Below are 22,465 nucleotides of genomic sequence, written 5' to 3' on the forward strand. Positions count from 1 at the left end.
ACCCAGTGCCGTCTTTGCTCGACTGGGGATAGACGGCCTAGACCCCATTTCCACCGAGGCGGTGGCCTTACAGCTCTTTGTCAGCCAACTGGCGCAGCTTCACCGCTCGGCTGTCGCTGTCGCTGAACGGTTGGCCCAGACGCTGGGCGATGTAGCGAGCGCGGCTAATACCGTGCAGGCGCTCGGCCTCCTCCGCCTCTGCGTTCAACTTCTCGATGCTGATACCAGGCATGGGTTCGATTTTCATCGGATCACCTCCAGCTCGCCCCGCTCCACATGGCTACGGAAACCGGGAACCATCATCATGTCCGCCAGCTCCCGGCGCTCCACCGGGTGGGCGCGTCCCGGCTCGAACTGGCGTCCCTGCACTCCGAAACGGCGGTCAGTCCGATTCAGTAGCTTCACGGTGGCTTGCGCCTTGTAGGCGGGGGCGCTCAGCAGGTCGACGGCAGCGGCGAACTTGTCCAGGCGTCCCAGCTCATAGGTGGCGCTTGCGAAGTCCAGCGCGGCGGCTTCGTCGTCCTGCTCGATCTTGTCCAGGGTCTCGGGGGATACCCAGCCCACCAGCGTTTGCAGTTGCGCGGGGGATAAGTCGACGTGCCAATCGGCGTCTAGCTGGATCAGCCCTGCGGAGAACTGCCCCCTCGCCAGCGCCAGCAGCGCCACGGCTATGACGGTGCATTGATCGTCCTTCAACTCGTTGGCGCGGTGCTTGGCCATCAGCACACCGGGTAGGACGTTGGGCACGGTCACGCGGTGCTGCGGCACCATGGCGGCAAGTTGCTGGATCACAGCAGGGTCAGCGTTGGTGGTGTCGACGGCCTCCAGGGCGGCCAGCAGACGGCCCCGGACGCTTGAGCGATCCAGACGGGCCAGGGCATCCGCTCGCTTGGCTTCAGCGGCCTGCGTGGCAGCCTTGACCAGCGGTTCCAGGGTCTCGACGGCTTCAGTTGCGGCGGTGTTGACGGTATGGGCCATGGTGGTTTCTCCGGTTGGTGGTTACAGCAGTGCGCCATAGTCGATGTAGGTCGACGCTTTGGCATGGGCGATCAGGCCAGCGGCAGCGTTGGCGCGGTCATCGTGGCCACCGGGTGGGTGGTCGATCGTCTCGCGTCCACCGCGTGCGGTGCGGCGTTCGAGTTGCTGAAACTGCATCAGCATCTTGTCATCGGGCGGCAAGACCACTTGCCCCGAATTGATAGCGGCCAGGGTGTCCACATAGAGACCGCTTTTCGGTTGCTCGCTGGGCATCAGCGTTATGTGGTGCTTGCTGAACTCGTCAGATACCCAGCTCCCGGCATACCTATCACCGTGGCAACGGCGGACGTTGTAAGCCTTCAGCAGCTCGGCATATTCAGCGGTGATTTCGGCGGGTACACCGCGACGGCCCATGACCAGATCAATATGCAGCGTGCCTTTCTCGCGGTGGCCAATGGCCAGGGTGTATTCATCGCGGCCCCCGCCTGTCGCATCAATGAAAGCGCTGTAACGGTGCTTCCGGTCATAAGGTGCGATCAGCGGGCTTGAGCGGGTCACGGCCTGCAATGCGTCCAGGGTCACGAACCCGTCAATGTCATTACGGAACTGTGCGCCGTACTCACTGGCAGCGGATGCCGGGTCACGCTCATACGCTCGGGAAATGACTTTCTCGGGTAGGCTCGGATTCATCGTCAGGGTTGGAGCCTGGGCAACGAGAATATCCCCAGCGTTGCCGAAATATCGGCGGTAGGCGTCCCACAATGCACCCCGTTTGGCGTAGGGCGATGATAGGCAAATCAGCTTGCCGCCCAGCGTGGCCAGCCCTGGGCGCAATGCTTCAAGGATTTCATGGTCAGGGTTGGCGCTGTCTTCGTTGCGCCAAAAGGCGATCTCGTCAGCAATGACGCAACCGAATGAGTAACCCCGGCTCGAACGGAAGTTGGAGGCTGTGACCTCTATCACCGTGCGGTTACTGAGGGTAATAGATTCCTTGTCCTCTTTCTGAATCAGCGCCTTGAGCATGGGGTTATCGTGGAGCAAACCGCGAATGTAGCGGAAGGCGGAACGGGCTTGCTTCTTGTCGGCTGCACAGACCGCCACGGTGGCCACCTCACCAGGCGCTAGGCGCTCGCTGTGGTCGCAGAACACCGCCTCATATACGGCCAGCAGGGCGGCACACTGCGACTTGCCACCGCGCCGCCCTACCACTAGCCAAAGCTCTTCATGCTCCAGGCGTGCCGCGTCGAACTGGCTTGTAAGGTCAGTCCATATCGGCAACTCTTCCGGCTCCAGGGGGAGACCGTAGAAGCCAGCCAGCAGCGCCCGCCATGCCGCCCATGACTCCCCGCTGAATTGATCCCCGTATAGCTGGGGGTCAGTCATCATGTCTCGGATGGTGACGCTCATTTGCGGGCCTTCACGAATGCATCAAGTGAGACTTCACGCGACTGGCGTTCAAGCCCCAACTTGTTGAGTAGTCCGCCAAGTGCGTTATTGGCCTGAGTCCACTTGCCTGAATCGAACTTGTCCGGGGTCTCCCGCAACTTCAGCTCTTCCAGCTCAAGGAAGTATTCGAGGTGCAGCGCCCGCGTTACCAGGCTGCGTTGCATGTAGGACAAGTGCGCCTCACCGCCAAGGTCGGAAGTCATGCGGTGGTAGCGGTCGCGCAATTGCTGGGCAAGCGCGGTGCGGCTGTCCATGCGCTCAAGCCAATTCGGCGTATATGTCGGGTCAGGCGCTTTCGTCTTGGTGTGCATTGCGGGCCTATCTCTGTCACGTCTACGCCTGATTATGATGGGTACAATGATGGGTAGCAAGGTAAAAATCCCATACACCGCGTGATTTTGCGATAGGTGGTGACGGGGGCGGGACTCGAACCGGGGTAGGGGTCATTCAAACAAGCGTTTTATAGCCCCTGCTCACAACCTGCCCAGCCATCTCAGCCAATCCGCGCAAATCGGGCACCATCAGCGGGGTGGTGTTTCAATGTTTCACGTTTCAAAACGTTTTCACCCCGTCCATATGGATTTGCGCGCACCATCAGCGGGTGTGATCTCTTCTACTGTATGTCTCTTCCTTATTTTCTCTACCCCCTTATAAATAAATGAAACAATGAAACATCAGCCGCAAACCCGCATGGTTGCTGGACTCTCGCGTTTCAAAACCTACCCGATTTTTTTGAAACAGTTTCGAAACGTGAAACCTCACCCGAAAAAAAAAGGCGGCTCGATGGCCGCCTATCTGCAAAATCCGCTACAACCAACTGGGCGTCCGCCACGCAATCTCGTCGCGGACGTTCACCCGATCCAAGTGAACCCGGTCGGCAATGCGGCTCAGTCTGCGACTGACACTCGATGTCAGATAATCGCTCTGCGCATTGCGCAGTGCTGTTTCTGCCACTGCCAGTTCTTCACAAATCCGCTCCAGCTCCTGAAGCGTCACTTTCCGTCTGAACATGGTGTCACCCCTCCTTCAGTGTCGTGGATGCCAGGCGCAGTGCGTGGAATAGATCGTACAATTCGCTCTTGGTGGCGTTCTCGTCTACGTCCTTGGCGAAAAAGTACGGTGTGTTCTTCACCACACCTTCAACCCGCTTCGTACCTTTCAACTTCAGCCAGCCCAATCGGTTCATGGCCTCGTCAAGCCCATTGTTGCCAGCCTTGATGCCTTGCAGCCGACACACGGCCTTCAACTCCTTGGCTGTCACAGCGCCAACGTGGAACGGTGGCTGGCCTTCAAGAATCATGTCCTCTATGTCCTGCTCGTAGTCATAGCGGCTTGCCTGGGCCATCTTACGCGCCCCCTGGGTCACGAACGGCAGCGCGTTATGGTTGAAGTGCGATATATCCCGCTGCATCAGGTAGTTCAGCACTTTGGCGGGGCCGTTATCATTCCGATACCAGTCATGAAGCCATGTGTAATATTCCGCGTCTTTCGGCTCCACCCATGAACTCACGACAAAATAACGGCGGTCGTTCTCTTCAATCGTGAAGCCGTCTGGAAAGTTGGTCATCATCAAGACGCCCATGCAATCCACTTGGGTTACTACTTGACCACCTTTTAGGTTTAGGTCTTTCTTTCCTGTGTTTGTTGTGGACACGATGGTTTTCATCGCATTGGCGATATTCCGATCTTTGCCCTTCTTCACCTCAGTGATTATCAGAAACTTCTTTTGAAACCGATGATCTCCCCAGCCTTCCAATATTTCCTTTATGGACGCTTCGTGTGAGGCACTTCCGATAGCACGCGATACCGGCTCATACAGCGCGTCTTTACCTATGCCACTCTTACCTGCATGTATCAAGGCAAAGCCGGGCTTACTGCCCACCCGCTGTACCAGCGTTGCCAGGTAGTCCAGCACTCCCTCGCGCTCGTCAGGATCAGGAATCAGGTATTCGGCATGTTCTAACCACGGTGAAACGTCGCCCGCAACCGGCGTCAGGGCAAACCCCCGCCAAGTATTGACCATGCGCTGTCCTTCATCCTCATAAATCAAATCGTCGCGTTTCGGCGGTGTGGCTCCCGTGGGATTCCAGCCCAAACAATCAGCAATAGATATATCAGGGTCTAGTTCAGCGCAGATAACACGGGATGCATTATCGCACTCTGATATGTACTTATTGTTCAGTCCTGACGGCGGAATTGAACAACCGCTTTTCGTATCGTAGAACTCATTTCTCGGCGCAAGATAGATGTAACGGTACGGATCAAATCGCTTATAACTCCGCTGGGAATACCATTCGCCCCGCAAGTCTTTCAGAATGGCCTTGAACTCTGCTACGTTCCAGTGCATCACATCGCGCACCTGCTTATGCCAATCTATCTTTTCGACTTCCGGCAGTGCTTCCACCAGGCGCAACAGATCAACCACCATCCCCCGCGCCTCCTCCGGCTCGGCTCGGGTCAGATCATCCATCAACTGTTGCAGTCCCTTGACGGCTGGTGCCTGGGCGGCTGGTGCATCAAGGAATGACTCACTCTCCCTGCCGAAAAGATGAACCCTAATTGCCGCATCCACGTCACCCCCATGATCAAGTTGCACATGGGCTGCCCATGCATCGAACGTGCCATGCAGCGGGTCGCCACCATGGTCGGACTGCCACAAGCCCTCCTTGCCTGGGATGGGTCGGATTGCTGGCGCTCCGGTCGCGCCAGGGTGCGTCCAACGGCCTTTGCGCTCATGGTAGGTGTACCCATGCCGCAGCAGGATTGATTCAACCGTAGTGACCTTGTTGAACTCCGTCCTGACGCCTTTCGCTGGGAAGGCGAGTTGCACACCTGCACCCATCGGCGGGCGATATTGAGGCTCCCCACCATAGACTGTAAATCCAGCAGCCTTGATGGCATCGACGGCAATCCGTGAATACTCCCGCAGCTTGTCGTCATCCACTGACAGCTCCCGCCATAGCGTCAGGAACTTTTCGGGTACAGGCGGTGCAGCATCGAAGCGTTTTCCGTTGGCGTACTGCTGGGAGTAAATCTCACCTTCCTTGCTGGCGTAGACAATCCCCGGCACCACGTCTTGCAGGTTCGCGGACTGATTACGCAGTTCCAGCAGTGTCAGGCTACGACCATTGGGGTCGAACACACGAAACGGCAGCCATCGTGCCTTGCCTTCAGGATCAGCCAGAAACGCACTCCTGCCCCCACTGTCAGGGCGCGTGCTGCTGGTGCGCACACCCGCGTCTAACAGCTCGTCCAGATCGAAGCCCCATGCCTTCATGGCAACGCGGGCCATCTCCACATGGTCAGGGTCGATGCTGCACAGACCATTGACGGCCAGGGGCAGTCCGTACCCGGTCGCGTCATCGTCAATGCTGCTGGCAGAATGCTTGTTCCACTCAATGCCAATAGGTTGTTTGGTGTACGGATGCAGCTTCACCAGCTTCATGCCAGCGTCGAACAGCCGTCTCGCTTCTGTCAGGTCGGGGGTGGGAGAAGTGTTAAGAAACATCACTGCATCCCTCCTACGCCTGTCAGCGAGTGGAGGAAGGCATCATCGGTTTTCTTGTTGAGATTGGGAGCCTCGCCCTTCGCGGCGACCTTTACGCAGCGCTTGCAGATTTCAAACCCAACGAAAACCCCTTGCGGCAAACCCCGCTGAATATGGCGGACGACAATTTGACAACGGTTCCCGGCAGACAGGCGTCGTCCGCACTCGTCACAATGCCGCTTGGGATGGGGAAACAAGTCATCCTTGATCTCATCAAGAAAGTTGTACTCTGTACCACGAGTGCTATAATCGTTCATGCAGGCACCCCCAGAATGGTAGTTTGCAGGCACATATGAAAGAAGCTGTAGCCCCGTGACTGGTTGCCTCCGGTCACGGGGTTTTCTTTTGCGTGGATCATTGCGCGGCCTCCCATTCCTCAAGGTCGGCCAGACGCCAGCGCGTGCACCCCGGTGATAGCTTCACCGGCTGGGGGATACGGCCATTTTGCGCCCAACGCCAGATCGTGGCGCGGCCTACGCCATAACGTGCGGCCAACTGAAGGTCGCTCGCATGGGTGGCGCTCGGGTGGATAGGGGGAACTTCTCGCTTAGGTGCGGTTTGTGTAGTCATGGGTAGGCGTCCTTTAATTGATTGAGACACCTAACCCATTATTCACACGGGGCGGGGCTTGAAGAGAGGGGGATTCTAGAAGTTTCCCCTCCCCTCAGTAGAACATGCCGGAAAGCATTTCCTCATACTTCCGAGACCACTCTTCAACATCCTTCTGTTTTTCCTCTTCAGGCTGATTCTTCCACCGGCTAAACTCACGAATTACAGAACCTTCCGATAGATTGAAAAGCTCGGCAAACTCCCGGCAAGTTTGTTTCTGTCCGACTTTCTCCCCGGACTGCTCACAAAGTTGCATATAGCGGTAAATCATCACGTTTCTATCACGCTCTGAAGTTAATCGCTTTGGCATATCATCCGACTCATTCAACTGCCCCAGCAATTCAGCGATATATTGAGAGGCAAGTTTCTGTTGCTCGGGAGTTGCCTTCCCAAGTTTCAAAAGTCGAACGGCGGTCAACTTCTCCAGTTTCGGCGTTGTAGGTACTATGGCCATCTTGATTACTCTCCCGCTGCCCGAATAGGCGTGACGCTGGCGCTTGCAGCGGTCTTGCCCGTCTTGCAGTAGGTCGCCCAATCGCCCATCAGGCGGCGGCGCTTGTCTAGCAGTCCGTCACGGGCATAGGCTGCCCGCGTCTTGTCGTTGTTGACGTGTGCAAGCGCCAGCTCGGAAACCTCGTCAGCGTAGGCGGTGTGCTGGCGTGCCCAATCCTTGAACGTGGAGCGGAACCCGTGCGCGGTCACGTCATAGCCCAGCTTCTTAGGCACCTTCGACACGATCACGTCAGACAGCTTCCCACCGCGTCCACCGGGGAACACGAACTCAGAATCACGCGGCAAGGACTCCAGCAGCGCCACGGCCTCCGGTGATAGCGGCACAGCATGGGGCTTGCCCGCCTTCATGCGGTCGGCTGGCACCGTCCATACCTTCTTCTTGAGGTCGATCTCTTCCCACTTGGCCCCGCGCACCTCCCCGGAACGGGAGGCGGTCAGGATGATGAATTGCAGGGCGCGGCTACTGCGGTCGTCACGCGCCGCCAGCTTCTCCCAGAATGTCGCCATATCGTCCACCGGGAGTGCGTTGTAATGCTGCACCTTGGAGACCTTGCCGGGAATCGGCAACGTGCTGTGTTCCAGCATCCCGCGCCACCGGGCGGGGTTTACGTCCGTGCGCTTGCCGTCCGCAATGGCAGAATCAAGGATCTTCTCGACGTGAAGGCGTACCCGCGTGGCGGTCTCCGTCTTCTCTGTCCATATCGGCTTGAGCATGTCGACAACGTGGCTCATCTGAATGTCAGCAACGAACATGCTCCCAAGGTGGGGGAGAACGTACTTTTCAAGCTGCGTGGTGAGTTTCTGGGCTTGCTTGGCGGTCTTGTACTCGGCTGATTTCTTCTCGATGTAGTCCCGCGCCATTTCCTCGAAGGTGGTAAGCCTGCCTTGCTCGCGCACCAGGGCCGATTTTGCGGCCTTGCGCTCAAGGATGGGGTCGACGCCTTGCCGGATTTGCTCTTTCAGCTCACGCGCCTTGTCACGCGCCATGGCAAGCGTCACCTCTGGATACCCGCCAAGGCCAATATCCCGGCGCTTGCTGCCTACCACCGTGCGCAGAATCCACGAACGGGCGAAAGCCCCGCCAGGCTCACGCGGTGGCCTGCACTGCAACAGCAGCCCCGACACGCCACCTACTGCATGGTAGGCGGGTTTCGGTGTACCATTCGTGACCTTGTATTTCAGGCGCTTGACCTCTGTAGCGGAAAGCTCTTTCACGGCCTTTGGCATGGTGCTTTACCCCCGTCTCCGTTACCCATCTTCGTACCCATCATAAACAACATGATTGGATGATAGAGCATGAGACAACATGAGGCAAGCGAAAACCCGCAAACCCGCATGGTTGGCGGCTTTGGTGACTGGATGAGACAGAATGAGAAAGCTGTTAGGGTTAGGCTCCGGGCACCAGGTTATTGAGCCCCTCCCCCTGTTTTTATTCCTGATCACTCACAACATTGTGCGTGCTCGTTTTGCATGTCTTTTTTGCCGACCCCTTGTATGTGAGCGCGCATCAGGAAAGTCCCTGACGCTTTCATCTCCGCCTTGCTTCGTGACCATCGGCTAGTTTGCGGGACAGACCGTGACACAGTCCTTAAGACCGTCCTTGCAACTACCCTTGAGGATAGCGTCTGCCATGCCGCCAGGGTGCATGATACCCTAAGCACCTTCTAGCAGCGGGCGGCGCATACTGCGATTCTGGCGCTTCCCCCAACGCCCACCGCCGCTCTTTCGCTGCCGAACCGGCCACATTAGCAAGTACATCGACATGCCCCTTCCTCGCCTGCGCGACCCCTATATCAACTACCGCAATCGCCACCTGCTGCACGTGGTGCGGGTCACCCTGGCACTGACGATCACTTTCGCCTTCATCGATATCTTCAAGGTTCCCCATGCCAGCTGGGCGCTGGTCAGCACCGTGATGGTGATGGGCAACCTGCCCCATATCGGCGGCGTGCTCGATAAAGGACGCCAGCGACTGATCGGCACCGTTCTGGGCGCCGCCTGGGGCATTCTCATTACGCTGGCGCCCAATCCGCCACCGTTGGTGGTACCGATCTGGACGCTGGCCGGCATTGCCGCCGCTACCTACGTGACATTCAAGGGACGTTACGGCTACAGCGGCCTGATGTTCGCCATCAGCCTGTTACTGGTGGTCGGCGATGGCACGCAGGAGTTGGGTACGGCGCTATGGCGGTCGTTCAACGTGCTCGTCGGCACCCTGATCGGCATCCTGGTTACCGCTTTTGCCATGCCGCAGAAGGCCACCGACGTGCAGCGCTTCCTGATGGCCGAAACCCTCGACAAGCTGGCCCGGCTGTATCATGCCCACACCAGCTCTACCGGTTCTCCGGACCTCGATACTCAGCCGCTATTGAAGTCGTCGAGTAGCCTCGTCATCAAGCAGCGAGGCCTTGTCGATGCGATCCACCGCGAACGTCGCCTGAGGCGCGAAGAACTCGACACCATCATCTCTCTCGAGCGACGGATGCTTTCGACCATCGAGCTGCTGCTCGAAACCCACTGGACGACCCGTGACGGCCATGATCATATCGCCGCCATGGAGGGGCTGCGTGATCAGCAGCATCGCCTGGCTCGCGACCTGGGCACCCTGGCCTTTCAGGTACGCACCGGCCAGCCTATCGACGTCGAACTGGCCCCCTTCGACCTGGAGCGCTATGCAACCAATGCCCGCCAGGCCACGGCGACCAGCGGCCGAGCGCTGTTCAGCCCGGCCGGCTATCTATGGCTCAACCGAGAGCTGGCCCGCCTCACCCAGGAACTGGTCGACACCCTCAGCGAGCTGCGGCGCTTGCCCAGCCAGCGACTGCGCAAGCGGGCCAAGCATCACGTGCTGACCACGCATCCGACTTTACCCGACGACAGCAACCCGCAAGGACCCGCCTCATGACGCGCGCTTCGCACCCGCAAGACGTTCTGATTCTCGGCGGCGGCGCGGCCGGCCTAGCCTTGGCACTCGAGCTGGCTGACAGTCGACCGGTTACTCTGCTGCGTCCGGCCAGCGACGATCACGGCGCCAGCCGCTGGGCCCAAGGCGGGATCGCCGCCGTGCTATCACCTCAGGACAACGTCGAAGACCATGTCCAGGACACCCTGATTGCCGGCGACGGCCTGTGTGACGAGAAGGCGGTACGCTTTACCGTCGAGCATGGCCGCGGTGCCATCGAATGGCTGCTGTCGCTGGGAGTCCCTTTCACGCTGGATGCCCGGGAAGACGCACCCTACCCCTACCACCTGACCCGGGAAGGCGGCCACGGGGCGCGGCGCATCATCCATGCCGCCGATGCGACCGGCCAAGCACTGATCGAGACCTTGCTCGAGCATGCCCGCCGTCATCCTGCTATCACGCTGCGCGACGACCTCGGCGCCATCAGCCTGCTGCAAGATGCGAGCGGTGCCTGCCGCGGCGCCCGTTGCCTGGATCGACAAGGCAGCATCGAAGACATTACAGCCGCCGAGACGGTACTCGCCACCGGCGGTGCCAGCGGGCTCTGGCGCCACACCACCAGCCCACTACCGGCCTGCGGCGAGGGCATGGCGATGGCCGCCGAGCTGGGGGCCAGGCTGATGAACCTTGAGTTCCAGCAGTTTCACCCCACCTGCCTGTACGACCCCGAGGGCACCCCTTTCCTGATCAGCGAGGCAGTGCGCGGCGAGGGCGGCATCCTCACCACTCTCGACGGCCATCGCTTCATGCCCGACATTGACTCGCGGGCCGAGCTGGCGCCTCGGGATATCGTGGCTCGCGCCATCGACGCCCAAATGCAGGAAACCGGTGCCAGTCATGTACTGCTGGACATCAGCCACCTGCCGGCGACCGCCCTCCAGGCACACTTCCCGACCATTCATGCCCACTGCCTGGGCCGCGGGATCGACATCACCCGACAGCCGATTCCGGTGGTGCCCGCCGCCCACTATAGCTGTGGCGGCGTGGCCACCGACCTCGACGGCCGCACCGGGGTAGAGGGATTATTCGCCATCGGCGAGGTAGCCTGCACCGGCCTGCACGGCGCCAACCGCATGGCCAGCAACTCCCTGCTGGAGTGCCTGGTATTCGCGCGAGCCGCCGCCGAGTCCCTCAAAGCCACGTCGCCAGAGCCTTCAGAACATGCTTCTCTGTCACGACAGCCCGAACTCGATGTGCCTGCCGACAACCGCACAGAGGCTCCTCGGCAGCATATCGATAGGTTATTCCAGCGACTGAGGGCGATCATGAGCCGACGCGTGGGCATCGTGCGAGACGATGCCGGACTTGGCCATGCCGAAAACGATATCGCCGGGCTCATCACGGAAAGCCGCGAACTGTGTCAGACCCATGCACCGGCCCTCCACCTGGCGAGCCTATGGCATGCAGTACGCCTGGCGGGCATGACCGTTCAGGCGGCCCAAGGGCGAGAGGAGTCTCGCGGTCTGCACTTCAACCGCGACCATTCCCACCAATCACCAGGCAAAGCGCTTGCGTCGAGCGTTCAGTTGCCAGCCCAATGGCGGAACTAGGCATCAGATAGCATCCGCCAGGTGGATCGCGCCAGGTGGAAAACAGCAAAGGGCGCGTCATGCAGGAAGACTCTCAACAAGAAACGCATCGACACGCGAGAGCCAAAAGGCTAGAGGACGGGCGAGAGCGGCAAGTGGCTAATGCCGATGGGTTGAGAGTAGGGCTAAGGGTTGAGCTGAGGGCTGAGGTGTAGACCCGATGAGAGTTGAACGCGGCCCAAGGAGCGTTAGATGTCGGCCTTCCCCGCCACCAGCAACCTGCGCAGGGCGCGGCCCTCCTCTTTGCTCAGACTGTCCGGCCACAGCCAATGCGACTCATGGGCCAGCGTGAGCCCCACCAACCAGGGGCCGAGATACCCACAGCCAATAGAGCAGCGTGTCCAGCCAGCCTCACCGGCGGGCTGCACCTGCCACTCTCCGCTAACGCTCCACTCTGCCCCTAGCGGCCCCTCTCCCCCGGTTGCGTCCTGATCCACGAAGCGGAGCTGCCAGCCTCCTCGCCGCTGGCGGACATAGCCCCACAGCACTACCCCCAAACACAACGCCGCCGCAGCGGACAGCCACGGCGGCGCATAGACCATACTCACCATCAGGGCTCCCAGGGCCATGCCCAGATGGAGCCCAACGGCCAGTCTAGAGGGTACGATACTGATCGTTACCGGTGGTTTCGGCATAATCCACAATCATCTGCACCACGCGGCGACGCTGCGAATCCACAGGCCACTCGCGGCGCATCAGCCACACGAAAAGGTCCTGATCTTCTTCGGCAATCAAATCGCGATAGGTTTGCTTGTCGGCATCATCCAGGGCATCGAAGCGGTGCTCAAGGAAGGGGATCAACAGCAGGTCGAGCTCCCACATGCCACGACGGGAGTGCCAGTAGAGCCGCTTGCGATCGATCTCATCGACGGTTTGCTGTTCGTTCAAGGTCAGCCTCGAAACTCTTACGGAATGTGCACACAGTATACGCTTGGCGACGCCGGGCGCCATGGGGTCAGGAACCGCATCCAGCCTCGCAAAGGAAGACTCTTGCTAGTTCGTTGTTTTATCTCGGTTTGCACAGTATGCTGAATCAAACAATAGCGCCGAGATGTTGCCAATCTGCTGGCACCACTGCACGGAGTAAGTCGATGACCAAATCCGAGTTGATCGAACAGATAGCCATGCGACAGCCCGAGCTGTCAGTCAAGGATGTGGAAGCTGCTGTCCGCATCATTCTCGACGACGTCACCGATGCCCTGGCAGATGGCGGCCGCGTGGAGATCCGCGGCTTCGGCAGCTTCTCGTTGCACTATCGCGAACCCCGAACCGGGCGCAACCCCAAGACCGGCGATCCGGTCGAACTCGAGGGCAAATTCGTGCCTCACTTCAAGCCGGGCAAGGAACTTCGCGAACAGGTCAATGCCAGCAGAGCGCTGGGCTACTAGAATAGCGGCTTGCCCATCCGCCCCTTGTTGGCTTCACAAAGGACACTATCATGCGTTGGCTAAAAGGCGTTTTTCTGGGGATCATTCTGCTACTGGTGTTGCTGGTCGGTATCCTGTTTGCCGTCAACAACCAGCAGACCGTGCCTCTCAACCTGATCTGGACAGAGCTCCCGCCCGCTTCCTTGTCACTGTGGCTGCTGGGATCACTGACCGCTGGCGTCTTGCTGGGGATGCTTGCCATGACCGGCGTCTATATGCGGCTTCGTGCCCTACTGACCCGGGCCCAGCGACACAATCAGCAGCAGCGCAAGGAACTCGACCGCCTGCGGATTCAGGAGCTCAAGGAAGTCGCCTAAATGCATGACCTCCTGCTGCTGGCCCTGTTGTTGGCAGCAGTCGCCATTGGCTGGTGGCTGGGCCGACGCGACCGTCAGGGCACTTCCGATCAACCGGGACAGCACACGCTGTCCCGGGATTATTTCGTGGGGCTCAATTATCTGCTCAACGAACAGCCTGATCGTGCCATTGAGACCTTCGTCGCCGCTCTCGAAGTCAATAGCGATACCATCGAGACCCACATTGCCCTCGGCAACCTCTTCCGCTCGCGGGGAGAGACCGATCGTGCGGTCAAGATTCACCAGAACCTGCTGGCTCGCCCCGCGCTCACGCCCGCGCAAGGCAGCCTGGTGCAAATCGAGCTATCCCGAGACTTCCTCAACCTGGGCCTACTCGATCGCGCCGAGAAACTCCTCGAAAACCTGATCCACGACGGCGGCGATGAAAGCCAGCGCCAGCAGGCCAAGCTGCTGCTGGTCGATCTGCTGGAGCGCGAGAAAGAGTGGCAGGCGGCCCTCGATGTCGCTCAGCCAGGCCTGATTCGCCAGTATGACAATATCCAGCGGGCGGCCGCTCACTGGCTCTGCGAGCTTGCCGAACGAGACCTCGAGTCAGCCAGCCCATCGCTTGCTAGAAAGAAGCTTCGTCAGGCGCTCAATATCGACGGCCACTGTGTCAGGGCCACGCTGCTGCTGGCTCGCATGGAACATGACACCGGCCACTACAAGGCCGAACTCAAGCTGTTGAAGCGAATTCCCGACCAGGACGCGAGCTTTGCCGCGCTGATTCTCGAGCCGCTGCGGGATGCGTACCGGCTCCTGAATGATGAAGAAGGCCTCGAGAAGGCACTTCAGAAGTTGAACGAGAAGGTGCCGATGACCTCAACGGTCATCATGCTAGCCGAATGCGTTCAGCGGCGAGCCGGCCACCAAGAAGCGGCAGAGCTGATCCAGGCCCAAATGGAGCGCGCACCCAGTCTGCGCGGGCTTGATTACCTGCTTCATCTCTATCAGCAGGATGCGACCGCCGAGGAACAACGCTTTCTCGGCCCTCTCAACCACCACTCTCGCGCCCTGCTCGACGCCCGCCCCCGCTTTCGCTGCGGGCAGTGCGGTTTTTCGGGAACCGAATTGCATTGGCAGTGCCCCAGCTGCCGGCAATGGGGCACCACCCGGCCGATGACAGGCCGCAAGGGCGACTAACCGCTAGCCCGCGAGCTCGCTCTCGATGGCCGCCAGGGCCGCCATGGGGTCCGCTGCCTGCGTCACCGGACGACCCACGACCAGATGGGTGCTACCAGCCGCCATGGCATCGCTGGGGGTCAGCACCCGGCGCTGGTCATCGGCCCCCGCCGACGCCGGACGAATGCCCGGCGTGACCTTAAGGAAATCCTCTCCACACAGATCGCGCAGCGCGGTGGCTTCCTGCGCCGAGCACACCACGCCGTCCATGCCGCTTTGCTTGGCCAGACCCGCCAGCCTGGCTACCTGCTCGGCCGTTGACACCGTCACGCCCACCTCGGCCAGGTCCTCTGCACTCATGCTGGTCAGCACGGTCACCGCGATCAACTGTGTCGACAGCGCCTGGCTGTCCAGCCGCTCCCTGGCCGCCTCCATCATGCGGCGCCCGCCGCTGGCATGGACATTGACCATCCACACGCCCTGCTCCGCCGCAGCCTGTACGGCACCGGCAACGGTATTGGGAATGTCATGGAATTTGAGATCAAGAAACACCTCGAAACCACGGCCGTGCAGGGCTTCGAGCACATCAGGTCCGCTGCGGGTGTAGAGTTCCTTGCCGACCTTGACTCGGCAACGCGACGGGTCGAGCTGATCGGCCATGCACAGAGCAGCATCCAGAGAGGGGTAATCGAGGGCAATGATCAGCGGGGACGCAGGTGACATCGGACAGCGCACTCCAGGCGGGAAGAATTCGCGCGCAGTATATCAGGCAGACGCGGACTTCAGGACCCTTACCGCACACGGCTCCGATGACGACAGGCTCCAACGCTGCCAATCCCCAGGCCCTGGCAACTCCGTGCACTGCAATATCAGATTTTTCTTACCAAAAGGGTCGGCAATCGCTGACACACAGCATGCAGCGTGATGACTAGGCTGAATCAGGACACATGGAGTGTCGATTATCACCGTTAGCGGAGAATTCGCCCATGCAACGTCTCAGCCAGATCATCGCCCTGTCGTGCCTGCTCCTAGCCGCTATGCCGGCCCTTGCGCAGGAAACGTCGACCGCGCAACAGCCCGCGATCAACATCAATACCGCCAGCGCCGAACAGCTCGAGACCCTGCCGGGTATCGGCACCTCGCGAGCTGCCGATATCGTCGCCGACCGTGAAGCCAATGGCGACTACAGCAGTGCCGAGGACCTGATGCGCGTCAACGGCATCGGTGAGGCCACCGTCGACGGCATGCGCAACCGGTTAAACTTCTAGGCCTGTAACAACGCCATATCAGCAGCATGCAAAACGCCGGGCAAATGCCCGGCGTTTTGGCTGAGTTAGCGCAGGCGTGGCGCTAGACGCGCAGGCCGCCATCACACTCGATGACCCGTCCGCTGAAATAGTCGTTATCAAAGATATAGGCGACACTCTGAGCAATGTCTTCCGGCTGCCCCAGCTTCCCCAGCGGGATGCCCTTGGTGATCTTCTCCAGAACGTCCGGACGGATCGATGCCGTCATCTCGGTCTCGATGAAGCCCGGCGCCACCGCCCCGACCCGGATGCCGTTGCGTGCCAGCTCCTTGGCCCAGGTCACGGTCAGTGATGCGACACCCGCCTTGGCCGCAGAATAGTTACTCTGCCCCATGTTGCCGGCCCGCGAGATGCTGGAGATATTGACGATCACCCCGCCTTCGCCGGCTTCTACCATCCGATAGGCCGCTTCCTGACCGCAGAGGAAGACCCCGGTCAGGTTGACGTCGATGACTTGCTGCCACTGCTTGAGACTCAGCCCCTTCTCGACCTTGCCGTCTTTGACCTTGACCAGCAGCCCGTCCCGAGTGATGCCGGCATTGTTGACCAGCCCCTTGAGCGGCCCCATATCGGCGACAATAGCCGCAAAGGTTTCACTGACCGAGGCTTGATCCGCGACGTCGAGCTCATAGGCCCGAGCCTCTATGCCTTGATCCAGAAGGGCATTGACGGCCTGATCCAGGGTGTCACGCTCCAGATCCAGAAGTGCCAGGCGAGCGCCCTGCTGGCCCAGATGCCGCGCCATGGCCAGCCCCAAGCCACGCGCACCGCCGGTAATGGCAATCACCGCTCCTTTCATCTGCATGTCGACTCCCCTTGCGTAATCAAAGCTTGCATAATAAAAGCTTTCTTAATTTAACTTTAACTAATTCAATTATGATTAATTAAACCTTCGTTGCTTAAATCTTACATAATCCAAGATTTTGGGTGATTCAAGGTGATGTAAGCACATTGTGCAGTGCAGCATTTATCAATCTAGCATGTCTCGCCTCTTTACGCTCAACTCAATCACCACACTCAACCTACCCGCCAACGCCGCTCAAAACAGCAGAACACAGGCCCGATAGCCCAACATGCCTTGAAAAAGCCAATCCCGCCGCCATTATCCGTCTGTCACCGAACATGGAGTCATCATGCCCCTGCTCTTGTTTTTCAGTCTTTTTGCCTTGCTCGATTTCGTCATCTTGTTCTCTATCGGCAGCGAAATCGGCCTGTTGACCACCCTGCTGCTGGTCCTCGCCACTGGCTTCATCGGCCTGCATCTAATCCGCCGTGAAGGCACCGCCACGCTGGCGAGAGCCCAGCAGCGCTTTGCTCAGGGCGAGATACCCTCGAGTGAGCTAATGACCGGCGCGGCCCTTATCTTCGGCGGCGCCCTGCTGATGGCCCCGGGTTTCCTGTCTGATGGCCTGGGCCTGATGTGTCTGATACCCGATGCACGTCGCCTGCTTGGCAAGTTGCTGGCCCGTATAGGCATCAAGGGCCAAATTCTGGGCGGCACCACCAGCGCCGGTGCTCGGGGCGTGCCTCCCGACGGGTGGGAAGAGGCCAGCGGCGCCAAGCGTGAAGAGCGCCATGAAGAAGGTGCATCGTCTTATGCAAGCGACCAAGCACCTCTGGAAGGGGATTTCATCTCCCGGGATGAGCCACGTCGCTGAACGCAAACCTAAAATTTTTGCTCGTGAGCCCTTGAAAGGCCTTCGCCAGCCCCCACTCATGGCGTAGTGCTGAGAAGTAAGCTCAGCACCCCGTTTCGGCGACCGAGTCCAGGCCCGGTTGCCATCGACACAGAAGGCGCAAGCCTTCGCTTCGAAACCTCGGTTTCGAGGGTGATATGGACCCGCCAGGGGCATCCCTGGCACCGCTAAACTTCAGGAGAACGTGAGCAATGAACATCCGTCCCTTGCACGATCGCGTCATCGTCCGTCGCGTGGAAGAAGAACAGAAAACTGCTGGCGGTATCGTGCTTCCGGGCAGCGCCCAGGAAAAGCCGACGCGTGGTGAGATCCTCGCCGTTGGTAACGGCCGGATTCTCGACAGTGGCGAAGTCCGCGCGCTGGACGTCAAGGTCGGCAATACCGTCATCTTCAAGGACGGCTTCGGCGTCGAGAAAGAGAAGATCGACGGCGAAGAAGTCCTGATCATGAGCGAGAGCGACATCCTCGCCGTGGTCGAAGGCTGATTTCAGCTCACAGACACTTGCTCGTACATACTTGCTCAAGTTTCACGAACATCAAGTAGGAAGATCCAACAATGGCAGCGAAACAGGTTAAGTTCTCCGACGACGCCCGCAAGAAAATGTCTCGTGGCGTTGACATTCTCGCCAACGCCGTCAAGGCGACGCTGGGCCCGAAAGGCCGTAACGTCGTGCTCGAGAAGTCTTTCGGCGCACCGACCGTCACCAAGGACGGCGTTTCCGTCGCCAAGGAAATCGAACTGAAGGACAGGTTCGAGAACATGGGCGCACAGATGGTCAAGGAAGTCGCTTCCAAGACCTCTGACGTCGCTGGCGACGGTACCACCACCGCTACCGTGCTGGCGCAGGCCATCGTCACCGAAGGCATGAAGGGCGTTACCGCCGGCATGAACCCGATGGACCTGAAGCGCGGCATCGACAAGGCCGTGGCTGAAGCCGTCAAGCAGGTGCGTGAACTGTCCGTGCCCTGCACCGAGCCGAAGTCCATCGCCCAGGTTGGCACCATCTCCGCCAACGGCGACGCCAACATCGGTGAGATCATCGCTGATGCCATGCAGAAGGTCGGCAAGGAAGGCGTCATCACCGTCGATGAAGGTCGCGGCCTGGAAGACGAGCTGGAAGTGGTCGAAGGCATGCAGTTCGATCGCGGCTACCTCTCGCCGTACTTCGTGACCAACCAAGACACCATGGCGGTGGAGCTTGAAGACCCGTACCTGCTGCTGGTCGACAAGAAGATCTCCAACATCCGCGAGCTGCTGCCGGTGCTGGAAGCCGTCGCCAAGGCAGGCAAGCCGCTGGCGATCATCGCCGAAGACATCGAGGGCGAAGCCCTGGCGACCCTGGTGGTCAACACCATGCGCGGTATCGTCAAGGTCGCAGCCGCCAAGGCGCCTGGCTTCGGCGACCGTCGCAAGGCCATGCTGCAGGATATCGCTATCCTGACCAACGGCACTGTGATCTCCGAAGAAGTCGGTCTGACCCTCGAGCAGGCCAATCTGGATCACCTGGGCAGCGCCAAGCGCATCACCATGTCCAAGGAAAACACCACCATCATCGATGGTTCTGGTGAGGAAGCCGACATCGAAGCGCGCGTCGGTCAGATCCGCGCTCAGATCGAGGACACCTCCTCCGACTACGATCGCGAGAAGCTCCAGGAGCGCGTCGCCAAGCTGGCCGGCGGTGTTGCCGTGATCCGCGTCGGTGCCGCTACCGAAGTGGAGATGAAGGAGAAGAAGGCTCGCGTCGAAGATGCCCTGCACTCCACTCGCGCAGCCGTCGAGGAAGGCGTCGTACCGGGTGGTGGTACCGCTCTGGTCCGCGTGCTGACCATGATGCAGGAACTCCAGGGCGACAACGAAGACCAGACGCACGGCATCAAGCTGGCTCTGCGTGCCATGGAAGCGCCGCTGCGTCAGATCGTCACCAACGCCGGTCAGGAAGCATCCGTGATCCTGAACCGCGTCAAGGAAGGCGAAGGCAACTTCGGCTACAACGCCCAGACCGGCGAGTTCGGCGACCTGTTCGAAATGGGCGTGCTGGACCCGGCCAAGGTCACCCGCAGCGCCCTGCAGTCTGCCGGTTCCATCGCTGGCCTCATGATCACCACCGAGTGCATGATCGCCGATGATCCGGAAGAGAAAGAAGGCGGTGCCCCCGACATGGGTGGCATGGGCGGAATGGGTGGCATGGGCGGCATGATGTAAGCCAGCCCAGCCTCCTCAGGCCCTGATCAGGCCTTGCCTCGCTGCAAGGCCTGACGTCAAAGCCTGGAAAAGGGCCTAACGACAGGACACTGAAGAAAGAGCCCTGAAGAAAGAGCCCTGAAAAATCAGCCCCACCGGCCAATGCCGGTGGGGCTTTTTTTTGCCTTCCTGCTTGCTGCCGGGCTCGCCTTCCCCACAACACCACCTCACGATCAGCCGTGAGGGCAGGCATCCGCCTAGCGTGTCGCGTAAACTAGTCGCCCCACTCTCCCAACGCCAGAACCGCAATGCTCTCCAACGTCCGAATCGTCCTCGTACAGACCTTCCACCCCGGCAATATCGGCCAGGCCGCCCGCGCCATGAAGACCATGGGGCTCGACGACCTGGTGCTGGTCAACCCGCGCTGCTTTCCCGACCCCGAGGCCACCCGGCTCGCCGCCGGGGCGGAAGACCTGGTCGACTCGGCTCGCGTCGTGGGAAGCCTCAAGGAAGCCGTCAGCGACTGCGTTCAGGTAGTCGGCGCCAGCGCCCGTCTACGAAGCATGCCGCTGCCGCATTTCGATGAGCCTGACGATATGGCCAAAGAACTCACCGAGCATGCCGTCGATGCACCGGTCGCGCTGGTCTTCGGCCGCGAACGCTCGGGGCTGACCAACGACGAGATCGGCCACTGCACCCACCAGGTCAGCATCCCGGCCAATCCCGACTATGGCATTCTCAACCTCGCCCAGGCCGTGCAGGTGCTGGCCTATGAGGTCAATCGTACCTGGCGGCGCCGGCCGGACAGCGGCTATCACCCTACCCGGCCTACTGGCGAGAAGCTGCCCAGCCGCGAGCAGCTCGACCACTTCCACACCCACCTTGGTCGCGTCATGCAGGCCAGCGGCTTCCTGACCCAGCCCCATGCCCGCACCGAGGCACAGCTTCAGGCGCTGTTTGCCCGCGCCCAGCCGACCCGACGCGAACTGTCACTGCTGCGCGGCCTGCTCAGTGCCCTCGAGCCCAAGGAGCATTCACCCGACAACAGGCAAGCTTGATCGCTCTTCCAGTACACAAGAACCTTCCACGCGCTTTTTCTATCAATGACGCTCCCATCAAGCGCATTCCCTATCAAGCGCTTTGCTTTATACAAAAAACGGCGCCCCAAGGGGCGCCGTTTTGCGATCGCAATGTGCTCTGAGAACTGACTCTGTTTGCCTAGAACGTCATGGCCGCTAGCCACCCAAAGGCAATCAGCGGAATGTTGTAGTGCAGGAAGGTCGGCACCACGCTATCCCAGATATGATCGTGCTGGCGATCGACGTTGAGCCCCGACGTCGGCCCGAGGGTCGAGTCAGAGGCCGGCGAACCAGCATCACCCAGCGCGGCAGCAGTGCCCACCAGCGCCACGGTGGCTAGGTCGGAGAAGCCGAACTGCACGGACAGCGGCACGAAAATGGTGGCAATGATCGGGATGGTCGAGAACGACGAGCCAATCCCCAGGGTGATGAAGAGCCCAACGAGCAGCATCAGCAGCGCCGCCAGGCCCTGATTGTCACCGATCATGTTAAAGGAGCTCTGCACCAGCGTGTCGACCTCACCGGTCGCTTCCATCACCGCGGCAAAGCCCGAGGCAGAGATCATGATAAAGCCGATCAGCGCCATCATGCGCATGCCGCTGGTGAACAGATCATCCGCTTCGCGCCATTTGAAGATGCCACCCACCGAGAGCAAGGCGAAACCGACCAGGCCACCCAGCACCATCGAGCCGCTATAGAGCTGAATGCCCAGAGCCGCGAGAATGGCCACCACCGACATCACCAGACCAGAGGTGCGTGCTGCCGGGGCGCCGTCACCGTCATGGGCCGGATAGTGTGGCTGGTTGCTGGTGACCAGTTCGCTGTCGGCGTAGTCGCGCGGTTTGCGATAACTGAAAGCGATGGCCACCACCAGGCCCAGCGCCATGCCGGCCACCGGGACGCCCATGGCCAACGGCACCATACCGCGGGAGACTTCGAGGCCCAGCGCCTCGCCGGCGCTGTTGATATTGGCGAGCAGGATGTCATTGAGGAAGATGGCCCCAAAGCCCACCGGCAGCAGCATGTAAGGCGCCGTGAGACCAAAGGTCAGCGCGCAGGCCACTGCGCGACGGTCCAGACGCAGCTGGTTCATGACCTTGAGCAGCGGCGGAATCAGAATCGGGATGAAGGCAATGTGGACCGGAATCAGGTTCTGGGAGGAGATCGCCACCAGCAGCAACGAGCCCAGCAGCAGGTACTTTACTGCCCGCTGGCGGCGGTGGGTCGCGTCCTGGCCCAGAAGCCGAATCAGCTTCTGCGCCAGCATATCAGGGAGTCCAGACCGAGAGATCGCCACAGCGAAGGCGCCCAGGGTGGCATAGGCCAAAGCCACCTTGGCGCCGCCGCCTACTCCATCGTTGAAGGCTGCAAGCGTGCTTTCGAGAGACAGCCCGCCGGCCAGCCCACCGACCAGCGCGCCGACCACCAGCGCAAAGACCACCGACACCCGGGCCAGCGATAGGCCCACCATGACTAGTACCGCCAGAATTACCGCATTCATGCCTTTTTTCCACCGAAAGATATGTGTTAGGACGCGAAAGGCGGCGATTCTAGCAGAAATGAGCGCGTTACGGGGCGGTTCGTGTGGATTCCGGCCTGGATTGGCGCCGTCTAAATGTCACTATTTTGTTATTTAATTGTCACAAAATGT

Annotated in this window: 25 protein-coding genes; 10 read left to right on the top strand and 15 right to left on the bottom strand. The window is 60.1% G+C overall.

Annotation, left to right across the window (positions count from 1 at the left end):
* Positions 1–67: 67 nt before the first annotated feature.
* From BCL93_RS08580 to BCL93_RS08625, 10 genes are all read right to left on the bottom strand, one after another.
* Positions 68–247 carry a hypothetical protein gene (locus tag BCL93_RS08580; RefSeq protein WP_112054862.1) on the bottom strand — a complete coding sequence of 60 codons (180 nt, stop codon included), beginning with the start codon at positions 245–247 and terminating at the stop codon, positions 68–70.
* On the bottom strand, positions 244–978 hold the full coding sequence (locus BCL93_RS08585; RefSeq protein ID WP_112054863.1) for a hypothetical protein: 735 nt from the start codon (positions 976–978) through the stop codon (positions 244–246). Before BCL93_RS08585 ends, BCL93_RS08580 begins: the two co-directional genes overlap by 4 nt.
* Positions 979–999: 21 nt before the next feature.
* Positions 1,000–2,385 carry a hypothetical protein gene (locus BCL93_RS08590; RefSeq protein ID WP_112054864.1) on the bottom strand — a complete coding sequence of 462 codons (1,386 nt, stop codon included), beginning with the start codon at positions 2,383–2,385 and terminating at the stop codon, positions 1,000–1,002.
* Positions 2,382–2,735, bottom strand: a complete 354-nt coding sequence (locus tag BCL93_RS08595; protein ID WP_112054865.1) for a hypothetical protein — start codon at positions 2,733–2,735, stop codon at positions 2,382–2,384. Before BCL93_RS08595 ends, BCL93_RS08590 begins: the two co-directional genes overlap by 4 nt.
* Before the next feature lie 496 nt (positions 2,736–3,231).
* A complete protein-coding gene (locus tag BCL93_RS08600) occupies positions 3,232–3,435 on the bottom strand; it encodes a hypothetical protein (RefSeq protein ID WP_112054866.1) in 204 nt (67 codons plus the stop codon).
* A gap of 4 nt (positions 3,436–3,439) precedes the next feature.
* Entirely contained in the window at positions 3,440–5,932 is a 2,493-nt protein-coding gene (locus tag BCL93_RS08605; RefSeq protein ID WP_112054867.1) for a DUF5906 domain-containing protein, read from the bottom strand.
* Complete coding sequence (locus BCL93_RS17100; RefSeq protein ID WP_146742474.1) at positions 5,932–6,228, bottom strand: hypothetical protein; 297 nt, start codon at positions 6,226–6,228, stop codon at positions 5,932–5,934. The genes BCL93_RS08605 and BCL93_RS17100 overlap by 1 nt, the downstream gene beginning before the upstream one ends.
* A 97-nt stretch (positions 6,229–6,325) precedes the next feature.
* Positions 6,326–6,541: a helix-turn-helix transcriptional regulator gene (locus BCL93_RS08615; protein WP_112054869.1), complete on the bottom strand. Its 216-nt coding sequence runs from the start codon at positions 6,539–6,541 to the stop codon at positions 6,326–6,328.
* Between the two features lie 94 nt (positions 6,542–6,635).
* Entirely contained in the window at positions 6,636–7,034 is a 399-nt protein-coding gene (locus BCL93_RS08620; RefSeq protein ID WP_112054870.1) for a hypothetical protein, read from the bottom strand.
* A 5-nt stretch (positions 7,035–7,039) separates the two neighbouring features.
* Positions 7,040–8,320: a tyrosine-type recombinase/integrase gene (locus tag BCL93_RS08625; RefSeq protein WP_112054871.1), complete on the bottom strand. Its 1,281-nt coding sequence runs from the start codon at positions 8,318–8,320 to the stop codon at positions 7,040–7,042.
* A 535-nt stretch (positions 8,321–8,855) separates the two neighbouring features.
* Between BCL93_RS08625 and BCL93_RS08630 the strand changes: the two genes are divergently transcribed.
* Positions 8,856–9,998 carry an FUSC family protein gene (locus tag BCL93_RS08630; RefSeq protein WP_112054872.1) on the top strand — a complete coding sequence of 381 codons (1,143 nt, stop codon included), beginning with the start codon at positions 8,856–8,858 and terminating at the stop codon, positions 9,996–9,998.
* Positions 9,995–11,605, top strand: coding sequence for an L-aspartate oxidase (nadB, locus tag BCL93_RS08635; RefSeq protein ID WP_112054873.1), 1,611 nt, complete (start codon positions 9,995–9,997; stop codon positions 11,603–11,605). The genes BCL93_RS08630 and nadB overlap by 4 nt, the downstream gene beginning before the upstream one ends.
* Before the next feature lie 227 nt (positions 11,606–11,832).
* Here nadB and BCL93_RS08640 read toward each other — a convergent pair whose 3' ends face one another.
* Together BCL93_RS08640 and BCL93_RS08645 are read right to left on the bottom strand one after the other, a co-directional pair.
* Complete coding sequence (locus BCL93_RS08640) at positions 11,833–12,279, bottom strand: protein YgfX (protein WP_309251221.1); 447 nt, start codon at positions 12,277–12,279, stop codon at positions 11,833–11,835.
* Complete coding sequence (locus BCL93_RS08645) at positions 12,239–12,532, bottom strand: succinate dehydrogenase assembly factor 2 (protein WP_258396180.1); 294 nt, start codon at positions 12,530–12,532, stop codon at positions 12,239–12,241. The genes BCL93_RS08640 and BCL93_RS08645 overlap by 41 nt, the downstream gene beginning before the upstream one ends.
* 203 nt (positions 12,533–12,735) lie before the next feature.
* Here BCL93_RS08645 and BCL93_RS08650 point away from each other — a divergent pair, with 203 nt between their 5' ends.
* The 3 genes from BCL93_RS08650 to lapB are packed head-to-tail and all read left to right on the top strand — an operon-like array spanning position 12,736 to position 14,570.
* Positions 12,736–13,032 (top strand): integration host factor subunit beta, encoded by a 297-nt coding sequence (locus BCL93_RS08650; protein ID WP_112054876.1) that lies wholly within the window; start codon positions 12,736–12,738, stop codon positions 13,030–13,032.
* 50 nt (positions 13,033–13,082) lie between these two features.
* A complete protein-coding gene (locus tag BCL93_RS08655; RefSeq protein ID WP_112054877.1) occupies positions 13,083–13,388 on the top strand; it encodes a lipopolysaccharide assembly protein LapA domain-containing protein in 306 nt (101 codons plus the stop codon).
* A complete protein-coding gene (gene lapB, locus BCL93_RS08660) occupies positions 13,389–14,570 on the top strand; it encodes a lipopolysaccharide assembly protein LapB (protein ID WP_112054878.1) in 1,182 nt (393 codons plus the stop codon). It abuts the gene before it with no gap.
* 3 nt (positions 14,571–14,573) lie between these two features.
* Here the strand turns inward: lapB and pyrF are convergent, their stop codons facing one another.
* The gene (pyrF, locus tag BCL93_RS08665; protein WP_112054879.1) at positions 14,574–15,272 is read right to left on the bottom strand and encodes an orotidine-5'-phosphate decarboxylase; all 699 of its coding nucleotides are present in this window, start codon (positions 15,270–15,272) and stop codon (positions 14,574–14,576) included.
* Positions 15,273–15,535: 263 nt separating this feature from the next.
* Here pyrF and BCL93_RS08670 point away from each other — a divergent pair, with 263 nt between their 5' ends.
* Positions 15,536–15,817 (top strand): ComEA family DNA-binding protein, encoded by a 282-nt coding sequence (locus BCL93_RS08670; RefSeq protein ID WP_304525873.1) that lies wholly within the window; start codon positions 15,536–15,538, stop codon positions 15,815–15,817.
* Positions 15,818–15,899: 82 nt separating this feature from the next.
* On the opposite strand, the gene BCL93_RS08675 is transcribed toward BCL93_RS08670, so the two are convergent.
* Complete coding sequence (locus BCL93_RS08675; RefSeq protein WP_112054881.1) at positions 15,900–16,661, bottom strand: SDR family oxidoreductase; 762 nt, start codon at positions 16,659–16,661, stop codon at positions 15,900–15,902.
* A 328-nt stretch (positions 16,662–16,989) separates the two neighbouring features.
* Here BCL93_RS08675 and BCL93_RS08680 point away from each other — a divergent pair, with 328 nt between their 5' ends.
* The 4 genes from BCL93_RS08680 to BCL93_RS08695 all read left to right on the top strand — a co-directional run bounded on the left by BCL93_RS08680 (position 16,990) and on the right by BCL93_RS08695 (position 20,793).
* Complete coding sequence (locus BCL93_RS08680) at positions 16,990–17,514, top strand: FxsA family protein (RefSeq protein ID WP_112054882.1); 525 nt, start codon at positions 16,990–16,992, stop codon at positions 17,512–17,514.
* A 230-nt stretch (positions 17,515–17,744) separates the two neighbouring features.
* On the top strand, positions 17,745–18,038 hold the full coding sequence (locus BCL93_RS08685; protein WP_112054883.1) for a co-chaperone GroES: 294 nt from the start codon (positions 17,745–17,747) through the stop codon (positions 18,036–18,038).
* A gap of 71 nt (positions 18,039–18,109) precedes the next feature.
* Positions 18,110–19,756, top strand: coding sequence for a chaperonin GroEL (gene groL / locus BCL93_RS08690; RefSeq protein ID WP_112054884.1), 1,647 nt, complete (start codon positions 18,110–18,112; stop codon positions 19,754–19,756).
* A gap of 287 nt (positions 19,757–20,043) precedes the next feature.
* Positions 20,044–20,793 (top strand): RNA methyltransferase, encoded by a 750-nt coding sequence (locus tag BCL93_RS08695; RefSeq protein WP_112054885.1) that lies wholly within the window; start codon positions 20,044–20,046, stop codon positions 20,791–20,793.
* 160 nt (positions 20,794–20,953) lie between these two features.
* On the opposite strand, the gene BCL93_RS08700 is transcribed toward BCL93_RS08695, so the two are convergent.
* Complete coding sequence (locus tag BCL93_RS08700; RefSeq protein WP_112054886.1) at positions 20,954–22,315, bottom strand: Na+/H+ antiporter family protein; 1,362 nt, start codon at positions 22,313–22,315, stop codon at positions 20,954–20,956.
* Between the last annotated feature and the right edge of the window lie 150 nt (positions 22,316–22,465).

The organism is Onishia taeanensis, assembly GCF_003268885.1.
GTDB lineage: Bacteria > Pseudomonadota > Gammaproteobacteria > Pseudomonadales > Halomonadaceae > Onishia > Onishia taeanensis_A.

Bases quoted from the DNA above. Each gene is read 5' to 3' on its own strand.
- BCL93_RS08605 (WP_112054867.1), bottom strand. From the start codon at position 5,932: ATGTTTCTTAACACTTCTCCCACCCCCGACCTGACAGAAGCGAGACGG.
- BCL93_RS08590 (WP_112054864.1), bottom strand. From the start codon at position 2,385: ATGAGCGTCACCATCCGAGACATGATGACTGACCCCCAGCTATACGGG.
- BCL93_RS08620 (WP_112054870.1), bottom strand. From the start codon at position 7,034: ATGGCCATAGTACCTACAACGCCGAAACTGGAGAAGTTGACCGCCGTT.
- BCL93_RS17100 (WP_146742474.1), bottom strand. From the start codon at position 6,228: ATGAACGATTATAGCACTCGTGGTACAGAGTACAACTTTCTTGATGAG.
- BCL93_RS08640 (WP_309251221.1), bottom strand. From the start codon at position 12,279: ATGCCGAAACCACCGGTAACGATCAGTATCGTACCCTCTAGACTGGCC.
- BCL93_RS08675 (WP_112054881.1), bottom strand. From the start codon at position 16,661: ATGCAGATGAAAGGAGCGGTGATTGCCATTACCGGCGGTGCGCGTGGC.
- BCL93_RS08650 (WP_112054876.1), top strand. From the start codon at position 12,736: ATGACCAAATCCGAGTTGATCGAACAGATAGCCATGCGACAGCCCGAG.
- lapB (WP_112054878.1), top strand. From the start codon at position 13,389: ATGCATGACCTCCTGCTGCTGGCCCTGTTGTTGGCAGCAGTCGCCATT.
- BCL93_RS08595 (WP_112054865.1), bottom strand. From the start codon at position 2,735: ATGCACACCAAGACGAAAGCGCCTGACCCGACATATACGCCGAATTGG.
- pyrF (WP_112054879.1), bottom strand. From the start codon at position 15,272: ATGTCACCTGCGTCCCCGCTGATCATTGCCCTCGATTACCCCTCTCTG.
- BCL93_RS08625 (WP_112054871.1), bottom strand. From the start codon at position 8,320: ATGCCAAAGGCCGTGAAAGAGCTTTCCGCTACAGAGGTCAAGCGCCTG.
- BCL93_RS08700 (WP_112054886.1), bottom strand. From the start codon at position 22,315: ATGAATGCGGTAATTCTGGCGGTACTAGTCATGGTGGGCCTATCGCTG.
- BCL93_RS08585 (WP_112054863.1), bottom strand. From the start codon at position 978: ATGGCCCATACCGTCAACACCGCCGCAACTGAAGCCGTCGAGACCCTG.
- BCL93_RS08685 (WP_112054883.1), top strand. From the start codon at position 17,745: ATGAACATCCGTCCCTTGCACGATCGCGTCATCGTCCGTCGCGTGGAA.
- BCL93_RS08695 (WP_112054885.1), top strand. From the start codon at position 20,044: ATGCTCTCCAACGTCCGAATCGTCCTCGTACAGACCTTCCACCCCGGC.
- BCL93_RS08600 (WP_112054866.1), bottom strand. From the start codon at position 3,435: ATGTTCAGACGGAAAGTGACGCTTCAGGAGCTGGAGCGGATTTGTGAA.
- BCL93_RS08670 (WP_304525873.1), top strand. From the start codon at position 15,536: ATGCAACGTCTCAGCCAGATCATCGCCCTGTCGTGCCTGCTCCTAGCC.
- BCL93_RS08655 (WP_112054877.1), top strand. From the start codon at position 13,083: ATGCGTTGGCTAAAAGGCGTTTTTCTGGGGATCATTCTGCTACTGGTG.
- groL (WP_112054884.1), top strand. From the start codon at position 18,110: ATGGCAGCGAAACAGGTTAAGTTCTCCGACGACGCCCGCAAGAAAATG.
- BCL93_RS08580 (WP_112054862.1), bottom strand. From the start codon at position 247: ATGAAAATCGAACCCATGCCTGGTATCAGCATCGAGAAGTTGAACGCA.
- BCL93_RS08615 (WP_112054869.1), bottom strand. From the start codon at position 6,541: ATGACTACACAAACCGCACCTAAGCGAGAAGTTCCCCCTATCCACCCG.
- BCL93_RS08630 (WP_112054872.1), top strand. From the start codon at position 8,856: ATGCCCCTTCCTCGCCTGCGCGACCCCTATATCAACTACCGCAATCGC.
- nadB (WP_112054873.1), top strand. From the start codon at position 9,995: ATGACGCGCGCTTCGCACCCGCAAGACGTTCTGATTCTCGGCGGCGGC.
- BCL93_RS08680 (WP_112054882.1), top strand. From the start codon at position 16,990: ATGCCCCTGCTCTTGTTTTTCAGTCTTTTTGCCTTGCTCGATTTCGTC.